At 69.3% G+C, this 12,033-nt stretch carries 13 protein-coding genes and 1 pseudogene; 5 read left to right on the top strand and 9 right to left on the bottom strand.

Annotated features, from left to right (window positions below):
* Positions 1 to 51: 51 nt before the first annotated feature.
* Together M1203_RS24000 and M1203_RS24005 are read left to right on the top strand one after the other, a co-directional pair.
* Positions 52 to 1,416, top strand: a complete 1,365-nt coding sequence (locus tag M1203_RS24000) for a cytochrome P450 (protein WP_249951848.1) — start codon at positions 52 to 54, stop codon at positions 1,414 to 1,416.
* A 190-nt stretch (positions 1,417 to 1,606) separates the two neighbouring features.
* Complete coding sequence (locus tag M1203_RS24005) at positions 1,607 to 2,572, top strand: hypothetical protein (RefSeq protein WP_249951849.1); 966 nt, start codon at positions 1,607 to 1,609, stop codon at positions 2,570 to 2,572.
* A gap of 141 nt (positions 2,573 to 2,713) precedes the next feature.
* Here the strand turns inward: M1203_RS24005 and M1203_RS24010 are convergent, their stop codons facing one another.
* The 7 genes from M1203_RS24010 to M1203_RS24040 form a co-directional block, all read right to left on the bottom strand.
* A complete protein-coding gene (locus M1203_RS24010) occupies positions 2,714 to 3,382 on the bottom strand; it encodes a dihydrofolate reductase family protein (protein ID WP_249951850.1) in 669 nt (222 codons plus the stop codon).
* Entirely contained in the window at positions 3,382 to 3,888 is a 507-nt protein-coding gene (locus M1203_RS24015; protein WP_249951851.1) for an SRPBCC family protein, read from the bottom strand. The genes M1203_RS24010 and M1203_RS24015 overlap by 1 nt, the downstream gene beginning before the upstream one ends.
* A 3-nt stretch (positions 3,889 to 3,891) precedes the next feature.
* Positions 3,892 to 4,233 (bottom strand): helix-turn-helix transcriptional regulator, encoded by a 342-nt coding sequence (locus M1203_RS24020; RefSeq protein ID WP_249951852.1) that lies wholly within the window; start codon positions 4,231 to 4,233, stop codon positions 3,892 to 3,894.
* A gap of 31 nt (positions 4,234 to 4,264) precedes the next feature.
* Complete coding sequence (locus tag M1203_RS24025; protein ID WP_249951853.1) at positions 4,265 to 5,287, bottom strand: DUF4184 family protein; 1,023 nt, start codon at positions 5,285 to 5,287, stop codon at positions 4,265 to 4,267.
* A 150-nt stretch (positions 5,288 to 5,437) separates the two neighbouring features.
* A complete protein-coding gene (locus M1203_RS24030) occupies positions 5,438 to 6,322 on the bottom strand; it encodes a hypothetical protein (protein ID WP_249951854.1) in 885 nt (294 codons plus the stop codon).
* The gene (locus M1203_RS24035) at positions 6,319 to 6,657 is read right to left on the bottom strand and encodes a PadR family transcriptional regulator (protein WP_249951855.1); all 339 of its coding nucleotides are present in this window, start codon (positions 6,655 to 6,657) and stop codon (positions 6,319 to 6,321) included. The genes M1203_RS24030 and M1203_RS24035 overlap by 4 nt, the downstream gene beginning before the upstream one ends.
* A 47-nt stretch (positions 6,658 to 6,704) precedes the next feature.
* Complete coding sequence (locus M1203_RS24040; RefSeq protein WP_249951856.1) at positions 6,705 to 7,688, bottom strand: aldo/keto reductase; 984 nt, start codon at positions 7,686 to 7,688, stop codon at positions 6,705 to 6,707.
* A 94-nt stretch (positions 7,689 to 7,782) separates the two neighbouring features.
* On the opposite strand from M1203_RS24040, the gene M1203_RS24045 reads away from it, so the two are divergent.
* The gene (locus tag M1203_RS24045; RefSeq protein ID WP_249951857.1) at positions 7,783 to 8,370 is read left to right on the top strand and encodes a TetR/AcrR family transcriptional regulator; all 588 of its coding nucleotides are present in this window, start codon (positions 7,783 to 7,785) and stop codon (positions 8,368 to 8,370) included.
* A gap of 92 nt (positions 8,371 to 8,462) precedes the next feature.
* On the top strand, positions 8,463 to 9,128 hold the full coding sequence (locus M1203_RS24050) for an NAD(P)H-binding protein (protein ID WP_249951858.1): 666 nt from the start codon (positions 8,463 to 8,465) through the stop codon (positions 9,126 to 9,128).
* Between the two features lie 177 nt (positions 9,129 to 9,305).
* Here the strand turns inward: M1203_RS24050 and M1203_RS24055 are convergent, their stop codons facing one another.
* On the bottom strand, positions 9,306 to 10,754 hold the full coding sequence (locus M1203_RS24055; protein WP_249951859.1) for an aldehyde dehydrogenase family protein: 1,449 nt from the start codon (positions 10,752 to 10,754) through the stop codon (positions 9,306 to 9,308).
* 158 nt (positions 10,755 to 10,912) lie between these two features.
* Entirely contained in the window at positions 10,913 to 11,590 is a 678-nt protein-coding gene (locus tag M1203_RS24060; RefSeq protein ID WP_249951860.1) for a TetR/AcrR family transcriptional regulator, read from the bottom strand.
* 244 nt (positions 11,591 to 11,834) lie between these two features.
* Between M1203_RS24060 and M1203_RS39060 the strand changes: the two are divergent.
* A pseudogene (locus tag M1203_RS39060) lies at positions 11,835 to 11,945 on the top strand (hypothetical protein); the annotation flags it as partial.
* Positions 11,946 to 12,033 lie beyond the last annotated feature (88 nt).

Genomic DNA, 12,033 nt, shown 5'->3' on the forward strand with positions numbered 1-12,033 from the left:
GGCTCGGGGGGTGCGGTCGGCCCTTCCCCGACGCTCGGAAGGAGCCACGTCATGAGTTCGGCAACCGCAACGCCGCTGGCGCCCGGCCGGCTACCGCTGCTCGGACATGCGTGGCGGCTTTGGCGCGATCCGATGGAGTTCGTGCTCGGCTTACGGACGGTGGGGAAGGTGGTCCGTGTCGGCCTGGGCCGGATGACGCTGTACTTCGCGACGGACCCCGATCTGGTCCACCAGATCCTGGTCACCCAGGCCGGCAGCTTCGAGCGCGGCACGATCTTCCAGCGCGCCGGCGCGGTCTTCGGTGACGGATTGGTGATCTCGGAGGGGGAACGGCACCGCGTTGACCGGCGGATGATGCAACCGGGATTCCACCGCACCCAACTGGGCGACTACGTCACGATCATGAGCGACAACGCCCGCGAACTGGCCGAGTCCTGGCATCCCCGCGACCACGTCGACCTCGACGAGGCGATGTACCACCTCGCGATCACCAACCTCACCGAGGCGCTGTTCTCCCACGGCCTCGACCGCGCCGGTACGCGCGAACTCGCCCGCGTGGTGCGGGTGGTGGGCCAGGGCGCGCTCCTGCGCGCGGTGTTACCACCGTCGCTGTCGGACGCACCGCTTCCGCTGAACCGCAGGTTCGCCGCCGCGGCCGACGCCCTGCACGCCACGATCGACCGCATCATCGCCGAACGCCGCGCCGACCCCGGCGGCCGGCAGGATCTGCTCGCCCTCCTGCTCGCTCTGCGTGACCCGGCGACGGGCAGGGCGATGGACGACTCGTGGATCCGCGACCAGGCGGTGACGATGCTGAACGCCGGGGTGGAGACCACCGCCACCACCTTGACCTGGGCCTTCCACGAGCTGGCTCGTCATCCCGACGTCCGGGAACGGATCGAGGAGGAGGTCGACGCGGTCGTGGGTCTCGGGCCGGTCGGGCCCGAGCAGGTGGCCGCGCTGGACTACACGGATCGCTTCCTCAAAGAGGTCACCCGGCTGCACTCCTTCCTGTTGTTCATCAGGCGGGCCACCGCCCCGGTGAACCTCGGCGGCATCCGTCTGCCCGCGGGCGCCGAGGTGGCCTACAGCCTCTACGCGCTGCACCGCGACCCCGAGGTCTTCCCCGACCCGGACCGGCTGGACCCCGACCGCTGGCCTTCCGGCGGCCGGCCGGTACGGCGGGACAGTTTCCTCCCGTTCAGCGCCGGCGTCCACAAGTGCATCGGCGACACCTTCGCGTGGGCGGAGTTGATCACCGCTCTGGCTGCCGTCACCGCCCGGCACCGGCTCGACCTCTCCCCCGGAACCACCATTCACACCAGGCCCGCGGTCGTACCCAAGCCGGACAAGATGCCGATGATCGTCAGCCCCAGACACGGCCGCGCCACCACTGACCACGGAGCGGCCACATGACACCATCAGGCATCCGCGAGCGCTCGCCCATGCCTTTGCCCTTGCCCTTGCCCTTGCCCTTGCCCTTGCCCTTGTCATCCCGACCAGATCACGCGGACCACGGCGCGGCGGCCCGCCGCCCAGGCGAGGACCGGAGGGACCAACACCCCCTGAAAGCAGGTCAGTTGTGGTTGCCGGGCGGGAAGGTGTCATGAAACCGGCGCTGAGGATCCCACCGCTGCACTGCCCCTTTCCCGACCAGGTCCATCCCGATGCCGACGAGATCGACCGCACCTCGTTGAGGTGGCTCGACGATTTCGCTCTCATCACCGACCCCGCTGTACGCACCCGCTTCGGCCGATCGAAGATCGGCTGGCAGGCCTCCCGCACGACGCCGCACGCCGACGCGGAGTTGGTGCAACTGCACTCCGACTGGCAGATGTGGCTGTTCGCCTTCGACGACGTCCGCTCGGAGGAAACCGACGCGGGGGCTCAACCAGGTCCGATGGCGCGGAGCCTGGCGTCCTTCCTGCGGATTCTCCAGGACCCCGGGACGCGGGTGGACGAGGAAGACGCCTTCACCGCGGCACTGCGCGATCTGCGGCGGCGGCTGGAGACGGCTGCCAGCCAGGTGCAAGTCGACCGGTTCGTCGCCTCGGTGCTGGGCTACTGGTTCGCCCAGGTGTGGGAGGCCACCAACAGGGCAGACGCGGTGTGGCCCACTGTCGAGGAGTACATGGCCATGCGCGTTCACACCGGCGCGGTGCCGACCTGTCTGGCGCTGATCGACGTCATCGGCCGATTCGAACTGCCCGCGGCCGAGTTGGCGCGCCCGGAGGTGAAGACGCTGACCACCAAGGCCGTCAACGTCGTGTGCTGGGCCAATGACATCCACTCCTACGAGAAGGAGAGCGCCCGCAGCCATCACCCGGTCAACCTGCCGACGCTGTTGCACCGCCGTGACCGTGGCACGGTCCAGGAGGCGGTCGATCGCGCCGCCAGGATGCACGATGCCGAAGTCGCCGCCTACCGCGAACTTCGGCCCCAGGTCCCGGCAGGACCCGCACTGGAACGGTACCTGGACGGTCTGCAGTCATGGATGCGCGGCAACCTGACCTGGTCGCTGTCGACAGGCCGATACCACCGAACACCCATTCACGACGTGGGTACCGCCTAGTACCCCCGTTGCGGTTCACTGTTCCCGCAGGTCAGGAGAGCGTTCGTAAGACTCACCACCCGGGCGGCGGCCAGGGCCTGGGGGCCTCCGGCTCCCGGGCCCTGGCACACGGTCCCAGGCGCAAGTGCAGTGATGGCGCGGCTATCGCGGGCGCACGGCGTACGTCAGGTGCGTCACGCGCGACGACGGCACCGAACGGACCAGCTCCAGCGCGACCCGGGACGCGTCCACACCGTCGAACAGGCGGGTGCCGGCGCCGAAAAGCACCGGTGACAGCGCGATCGAGAACTCGTCGACCAGGCCGGCGTTCAGGTGCTCCAGGATCGTCGCACCGCCGCCGGCGATCCGGACGTCGCGGTCACCGGCGGCGGCACGGGCCTGGTCGAGGGCGTGCTCGATGCCGTCGTTGACGAAGTGGAACGTGGTGCCGCCGGGTCGCTCCCACGGGTCACGCTTGGTGTGCGTCACAACGAAGACCGGGGTATGGAAGGGCGCCTCCTCCGGCCATGACTGCTCGCCGAGGTCGAACATGCGCTTGCCCATGACGCTCGCGCCGGTGCGCTCGAACGTCTCCCGCGCCACGTCGTTGTCGGGACCCTCCTCGCCGCCCTCGCCCAGCTTCAGGTTCTCCCGGAAGAACCGCAGCGGGAACAGCCACTGCTGCAGCTCCATCCACTGCGCCATCCAACGCCGAACGTCCGGGTCGTCCTGCCTTTCGGGCGCGAAGAGCTCGCCCTCGACGGGCACGGGCTCGGGCGCGATGAAGCCGTCCAGTGACAGCGAAACACTGAAGAACACCTTCCCTGCCATCAGCCCTCCGCCCCCTTCCCCGCGAGCTCGGTGACGTAGGCCGCCAGGTTGTTCAGGGTCTGCCGGCCGCCCTCGATCGCGTGGTACTTCTCGACCGCCTCGTCGCGCAGTTCCTTGGTGGGGAACACCGTGCGCATCACGATCCGGGTCGCCGCGCCGTCCGGCGCGAAGGTCAGAAGCGACTCGAAGGCGTTCGGGTCGTCGCGGGACTCACCGTGCAGCAGCGCGATCCGCTCCGGCGGGACGATCCGCATCCAGCGGATCCACTCGGAGTAGTCGGTCCCGTCCGGCCCGTGCAGCACGAAGTCCCACTCCCCGCCCTCGCGGAACTCGAAGGACCGCGTGGTGGTGGTGAACCCCTCAGGACCCCACCACCGCGACAGGTGCCGAACCTCGGTGAACGCCTCGAAAACCAGCTCTCGCGGGGCGTCGATGATCCGGGAGATCACGATCTCCCGGTCGGCCGTCGCCGGCTCGGCCCGCGTTTCATGCCTTGCCCCTGCCATGGGTCATTCCTCCTGCTGTGTCTGCTTGAGTTCCTGCACGTAGGTGTCCAGCCGGTCGAAACTCTCGTTCCAGAACCGCTCGAATCCGCCGGCCCACTCGTGGACCGGCCTGAGCCCGCGGGCGTCCAGGGCGTAGAGGCGCTGCTTGCCCGCCCCGCGGACCCGCACCAGCCCCACCTCCCGGAGCACCCGCAGGTGCTTGGACGCCTGCGGCTGGCTCATCCCCAGCTCCAGGGCCAGGTCGGTCACCGGCCGCTCACCCGCCCGCAGCAATGCCAGGATGTCCCGGCGCTGCGGCTCGGCGATCGCGTTGAACGCGTCCGACGTCGTCGCTGCTCGTGCCATGACAGCCATCGTATGCCCATATCGGAATACGTCAAGCCGCGGTTCGGGTTCTCCGCGGTGTGCGCAGTGTGCGGTGGAGGTGCCAGCCGGCCGCGTAGACGAGCAGGGCGGCGGCGAGGGAGGCGCCCGCGCCTTTGGCCGCGTCGGACAGCGCGCCTTCGGCGACGGTGACCCAGGGGGCGTTCTCCGTCCGGGTGGGGTAAGTGACCTCGATGACCTTGCCGTTGACTTCACGGACGATGGGACGGCTGGTGTCTTCCACCGTCACCTGGCGGTAGGAGTCGATGCCGCCCGTGTGGGCGGCTGCGCCGAGCAGCGCGGCCAGCACGAGGGCCGCTGTGGCGCTCCGCCGGGCGGCCCGCGCGAGAGAAGGGCGGACGTCGGACCGCAGGGGGCGCTGCCGGTTGCGGCGGCGCCAGAGATGGACGCCGAGGGCCGCCAGGCCGACCGCCGTGCTCGCGTGCTGGAGCAGTCGGGCCACGGACAGACCGCCCGGCCCGGACGCGCGCAGGAAGGGCAGCCGCTCCGCCGCGTACCCGTCGACGTGAGTGATGGAGTCCCACAGAAGGTGGGTGGCGATGCCGATGAGCGCGGACAGCACCAGCCACGCCGCATGGCGGGCCTTCTCCGCCATGCCGCGAGGGGGCGCGGGAGCCGGGATGGCGAGGTGCGGGGGCAGCAGTGCGATGACCGGCCCCCACAGCAGGCGGTACGCGGCGACGAGGAGGAGCGCGAACGGGAGCGTGACGGCCAGGGCTCCGGTGGGCGAGTGCGAGGTCGTGGCGTTGAGGAAGGGCTCGTACCAGGCGCCGGCGGTCACCGTGATGCGCAGGGTCTGGAGGAAGTACGGGACGTCGGGCGCCATCGTTCCCATGACCAGGGCCGCGGGGACGAAAGGGCTGCGCAGCAACGGTATGACCGCGGCCGTGTGGGACAGGGTGAACGGCACTTCGGGGGGCGCTCTTTCGCTCGGGTCGAGCCCGGTGGGCGTGCGAGCCGCCGATCCGTCGGGCGGCACGCCGGGCGGTGTGTTCGGGGCCAGACCGGGACTCATATGCAACACGGAACACTGAAGAGCATATTCCGTTGAAATGACTATGTCCAGGATTCCTGGGTTCCCTGGCCGGAGCGGAACGGCACCGCTCCACAACGAAGAGCCGCCCCCCCTTGAAGGGAGAGCGGCTAGGAGTGGGGCAGGGCCGGATCAGCGCGGTCGGCGCACCCTCCCGGCGACCGAGGTGAGCAGCGCAGCGGCCGGCAGCACCAGGAGCAGGACCGCGAAAGGCCTCGGGTCGTACCAGTTGAGGAGGCAGGCATCGGCGAGCAACGGCGGCGAAGCCATGGCCATCGCACCCGACTCCCGCAGCCCGGAGGACCGTGCACGCAAGGCGAGAGCGATCCCCGTGGCGGCGAGTACGAGCAATGGCCAGCCGCCGTAGTCCGTACTCATCCAGCCGACCACGCCCCTTTCCACGACGATGGCGGGGAGCCAGGCGGCCCCCGCCATCACCCCGGCCACCGCGGACGTACTCGGTTCGGGGCGCAGATCCGGCGGGCAGGCCAGTATCACCGCGATCGTGAGAACCGCGGCCACCGGAACGACGATCCGGTACTGATACTCATTCGGATGGGCCTCGCTCAGCGCGAGTACCGCCGTTCCCGCCAGCCCGAACACCGCGGCGGCCACCCCTGCCGCCCACCGCCCCGTCAGCGCGACGATCGCGCCGGCACACACCAGCAGGAGGAACAGCAGGCCGAACACCTCGGCCGCGTCCATGATCCGGAACTGCACCCTCCATGGTGTCGGCGAGGCGGTGATCCCGGCGTACCAGCGTGCGAGCCGGATGCCCCCGCTCACCCCCGCGGCAGCCAGGGCGAACGGGGCGGCCGATGCGACGAGACGGCCCAGCGGATCGGCCGACCCCAGACCGAACCGGACCCGCAAGGCATGCGCGGCAAGATCCGCACCCTCTCGCAGCCGGCCCCACCGTGCGACACCAACCGTCATCTCCCGGTAGGTGTCGGCGATCTCCGGCCCATACGCGGCCCGGTAGCCGCGCGGATACAGAAGCAGCAGCCGGTCGATCACGCCGTCACCGGCGCGCCGTCGATCCCCAGCCGCCGCCGCGCCTCACGGACGGCCACCGCCAGCCGCTCCGTCTCGACCGCGAGACGCTCCCGGCCCTCCGGCGCGAGAGCGAAGACACGCCGCGCCCGGCCATCCACCACCTCCTCCTGCACGACGGTGATCAGCCCCTCCACGACCAGCCGGTCCAGCGCCCCGTACAGCGCCCCGGTGCGCGGCACCACCCGGCCGTCCGTGATTCCCTTGATCTCCTGCGCGACCGCGTACCCGTGCCGGGGTGCGTCCGCCAGAGCCGTCAGCACCAGCAGTGCCAATTCCTGCATCGCCCGCTCACTCATTCGCCCAGAGTATTCCGCCCAACGGATCGCCGAGGGCTGGGTGCGGCTCAGCCGTCGAGCGTCCCCATCATCTCGGGTGCGTAGCGGTCGCCGCTGACGACGCCGTGCGGGGCGGCCTTCTCGACGGAGGCGATGTCCTGGTCGGTGAGGGTTACCTCGGTCGCGGCGATGTTCTCCTCCAGGTAGCGGCGACGCTTGGTGCCGGGGATGGCAACCGCGCCCTGCTGGCGCACCCAGGCCAGGGCCAGTTGAGAGGGGGTGACGTCGTTGACGGAGGCGATGCGGCGCACTTCGCGGACGACATCGAGGTTCCGCTCGAAGTTCTTGCCCTGGAAACGAGGGTCGGTGCGGCGCCAGTCGTCCTCGGCGAAGTCGTCGGGGCTGGTGATGGCACCGGACAGGAACCCACGGCCCAGCGGGGAATAGGCGACCAGGCCGATCCCCAACCCCCGCAGAACATCGAGCACACCGCTGTGCTCGATGCCGCGCTCGAAGAGCGAGTACTCCGTCTGTACCGCGGCGAGCGGGTGCACGGCGTGGGCCCGCCGGATCGTCTGCGCGGACGCCTCGCACACGCCGATGTGCCGGATCTTGCCTTCGGCCACCAGCTCGGCCAGCGCGCCTACGGTCTCCTCGATCGGCACGGTCGGGTCGATGCGGTGCAGGTAGTACAGGTCGATGTGATCGGTGCCGAGGGTCCGCAGTGAACGCTCAAGGGCCCGGCGGACGTACTCCGGCCGGCCGTTCAGGCCGATCACCTGACCGTCGTCGGTGATCTCCACGCCCGTCTTGGTGGCGAGGACGGCCGCCTCCCGGCGTCCCGCAAGGGCCTTGCCGAGAAGCCGCTCATTGACGAACGGGCCGTAGCTCTCCGCGGTATCCAGCAGAGTGACGCCGAGCTCCAGCGCGCGGTCGATAGTGGCCAGCGACTCGGCCTCGTCGGCGGCGCCGTAGAAGACGCTCATACCCATGCAGCCCAAGCCCTGGACGCCGACGGTCAGGCCCTGGCCGCCAAGTGCGCGGTGTTCCATGAAGTTCCCCTCTGTAACTAACTGGATAGATACAAACCTAGCCCCTCGATGACGGATGTCAATAACTGGATAGTTACTTGTTAGGGTGAGCGACATGCCACGCGACTCCTCCGCCACCAAGGCCCGGCTGCTGGACGCCGCCTTCACCGAGTTCGCCGCCTACGGCATCGCCGGTGCTCGGGTGGACCGGATAGCCGAGGCCGCGGCGGCGAACAAGCGGCTGATCTACGCCTACTTCGGCAACAAGGAGCAGTTGTTCGACGAGGTTCTTCGACGGGCGATGACCGCGGGGGCCGAGTCGGTACCGTTCGACGTCGATGACCTGCCCGGATACGCGGGCGCGATCTTCGACCACCTCGTCGCCCGGCCGGATCTCATGCGGCTGCGACTTTGGAGACTTCTGGAACGCCCGTCCGCCACCGGACTCGAACCGGACGCCTTCCAGCACAAAACCGCCGAAGTGGCCCAGGCGCAACAGCGCGGCGCCCTGCGCCGGGACATGGGCCCCGAAGACCTGCTGACCATGGTCCTCGCCGCCGCCCAGGCTTGGTTCTGGGCCGCCGAAGGCTGCGACACGGACGATACGAGCGGCCCATGGTCGCCGGAGCGGCTGGCAGAGCACCGCGCGGCGGTCGTGGAGGCCGCCCGTCGGCTCAGCGAACCGACGACAGCGCGCCCTTAGCGGCCTGCCGGACCTTGCTGTGTGTCACGCCCACGGGCTACGCGACACCCACCGGCACTCCGGCGGAGCTGGGATCAAGAAGGAGATTCAACGTGAAGGTAGTTCTCTTCGGGGCATCGGGCATGGTCGGCCAAGGGGTACTCCGCGCATGTCTGGAAGACCCAGGGGTGACCGAAGTCATCGCCGTCACCCGACGGCCACTCGACCGGAGCGCTCCCGGACTTCGTGAAGTGATCCACCAGGACTTCACGGACCTCGGCCCGATAGCGGCGGATCTGGCTGGGGCCGACGCGTGCTTCTACTGCCTCGGAGTATCCGCCGCGGGGCGCGGCAAGGCAGAGTACGAGAAGATCACATACACCTACACCATGGAAGCAGCGCGGGCCGTGGCCGCCGGCAACCCGCGTCTGACCTTCGTCTACGTATCGGGGGAAGGCACCGACAGCACAGAACGAGGGCGCGCGTTCTGGGCCCGCGTGAAGGGCCGGACGGAGAACTCCCTGATGGCCATGGACATGCACGCCTACGCCTTCCGTCCCGCATGGATCATGCCCGTCCACGGAGAGACCTCCAGCACGCGCTGGTACCGGCTTCTCTACCGGCTCACGTCCTGGCTCTCTCCGCTTCTGCGCCGGCTGCCGCCCCGGTATGCAACCAGCACCGAGCATCTGGGACGCGCGATGCTCGCTGTGGCCCGCCTGGACGGCGCCGGACCGCGCATTCTGCGGTCGCCACAGATCACCCAGCTCGGGGCGTAGGGCTCACGCCCCGGCGACACGCCCACAGCCCTGGATCGGGAAAGGCATGACGACCCTGTTGTCCGAACAGCCCTGACGCACCCCTCACCGTTCTTGACCGCACTGCCGCGGGGCCACGGATGCGCGCGGTGGGGCCCGTACCGCCGATGCCGTGCTGTGCTGTGCTGTGCTGTGCTGTCAGAGGCTGATGACGCCGGTCCGCAGATCCGTCATGGCCAGCAGGGTGTGCTTTCCGCCGATCCGGCCCCAGCCGGTGGACCGGCCGCCGGCGCCGCCGAAGGGCATGTTGATGTCCCAGAAACAGGTGGAGTCGTTGACAACGACCTGGCCGACGGCCATCTCCTCGACAAACCGGTGCGCGGCCGTCATGTTCCGGGTGAACACCGCGCCCTGCAGCCCGAGTTTGTCGTCGTTGGCGATGCGCAGGAGGTCGTCGTCATCGGTCCCGGTGATGATCGGTACGACCGGCCCGAAGGACTCCTCACGGGACAGGAGACTGTCCTCGGGGACGGCGTCGACGACGGTGAACTCGTAGTAGAGATCGGTCGGCGCGTCCTTGCGGCGGTGTCCGCCGAGCAGGATCTCGGCGCCCCGCTCACGCGCGTCGGCCATGTGCCGGTCCATCTTCGCCGCGACACCCTCGTTGTTGAGCGGACCGAGGTTGGTGGTGTCGGCGAACGGGTCACCGAGCACGACGTCCTGGGCGGCGCGGAGGACCGCGGCGACGAAGTCGTCGTGGACGTCCCTGTGGACGATCGCCCGCTCCGTGGCACAGCACACCTGCCCCGCACACAAGTACGCGCCGTAGACGGCGGCTTGGGCCGCCGCGTCCAGGTCGGCGTCGGCGAGGACGACGAGGGGGCCGTTGCCGGAGCACTCCATGACCGAGCGTTTCAGACCCGCCGCGGACTGGATCTTCGCGCCGGTGGCGGAGGACCCGATGAAACCGATCGCGTCGGTGCCGGCGTGACGTACGAGCGCGTCACCGGTGGCGCCCTCGCCCGGAAGGATGTTGACCAGGCCGTCGGGAACTCCGGCCGCGGCGAAGGCTTCCATCGCCTTCAGCACTGTCAGTGGGGTGTTGGCGGGGGGCTTGACGACATGGGCGTTGCCGGTGGCCAGGCCGGGGGCGACGAACTCGGCGAGCATCAGCAGCGGGAAGTTCCAGGGGGTGATGATCGCCCATGTGCCCACCGGGCGGTAGAAGGTCCACATCCGCTTGCGGCCGTCGTTCGAGGGGAACGTCTCGCCGTGCAGGCGTATGGCGTCCTCCGCGTGAAGATGGAAGAGCTGGGCGGCCTCCTCGATGTCGGCGACCGACTCGGCGAGCGGCTTGCCCTGCTCCAGGGTCTGCAGTCGGGCCAGTTCATCGACGCGCTTGGTGAGTTCGTCCCCGACACGGTGACAGATCTCCGCGCGCTTCCAGACGTTGACGCCCGCCCAGGCCCGCTGGGCGGCGTTCGCGGCGGCGACCGCCGCATCGACATCGGCCGGCGCGGGGAGCGGAATGGTACCGACCAGTTCACCGGTGGCGGGGCTGATCACGTCGTAGGTGTCGGAGCCAGCCGCGTCGACGTACCGACCATTGACGAACAACTGCCGGCGGATGGGACTGACAGTGCTCACGAGACACCCCTTCTGTCCTGCACCACTGACGAAGGCTCATGCTCCACTCGGCAAGAATTCACTGTCAAGACTGACGAATCGGCCAAGAGTGATCGTTTCGATCCCGCGTATCCGACAGGATGTCACGTGCCGAAGAGGAGCACGCACCGCGGGGCCGTTCACGCTTGCTCCGCGGCGTCCCCGTCGCCGGGGAGGCCCGGATGCCGCGCGCCCACGATGCGCAGCGCGATATCGCCGTACTGGTAGGCCAGTTGGTCCACGGAGTACTCGCCGTCCTCGTGGAACCAGCTGGCCACACCGATCCCCATGTCCAGGATGGAGTACGAGGCGATTCTGGCCGACCGCACGTGGAAGGCGCCATCGGCGGCGCCCTGCTCGATGAGTTCGCGAAAGCGGCGCTCGTAGAAGCTGCGACGCTGGAGCAACCGGTCCTGATCGGGCTGGACCAGGCCGGCGATTTCACGGTTGCCGACGAAGGCCTCCAGGCGATGGCGCGCGTGGTAGCGGATATGCGCCTCCACGGAGCGGCGCAACCGCTCCCCCACATCGTCGACACCGGCAACGGCCGCCGCGTTGTCCTCGATGAGCCGTTCCATCGTTCCCATCATGATCTCGGCCAGCAACTCGTGCTTGGACGCGACGTGTTTGTAGAGGCTCGGGCCGCGGATGCCCACAGCGGCACCGATGTCGGTCATCGTGGTGGACCGGTATCCCCGCACGGCGAACAGCCGAAGCGCCGCCTGTCGGATCGCCGACCTGCGGTCGGCCGTGGGCGTGCCCTCCGGCCGCGCGGGGCGGTGTGGTCGCTCGTAGGGCCCGCTCTGCGCTGAGCTCACCTGAACTCCTGAGCTATCGGTGATTAGCCACTTTCGTCGCACTGAATCGCTGACTATAGTCTCCGCCCTTGACACACCCACCTCCCCACCCCTGTGATGGCTAATGGTCATTAGCCTGGCGTGGGAGCAAAGGTGTCCATCGGGTTCGCGATCGACGAGAGAGTCGCCGGCATCGCCCGGCGCACCCAGGAGTTCGTACGGGATGTGGTGATACCCGAGGAGCAGACGTGCGACGGGAACGTCCATCGGTGCCGGCTCCGACCCGCGCGCGCTCGCCACGACCGCGACGAAGACCGACGGCGGCCGGCGGATCGACGGGCGCAAGTGGTTCATCAGCGGCGCCGACGGGGCGGCCTTCGCCATCTGCATGGCCCGCACCAGCGGCGGCCCTGGCGACGCGACCGTGCAAGTGTGCGGCGCGCGTGACCGCGCCCGGGACGGAC

Source organism: Streptomyces sp. 35G-GA-8 (assembly GCF_023534745.1).
GTDB lineage: Bacteria > Actinomycetota > Actinomycetes > Streptomycetales > Streptomycetaceae > Streptomyces.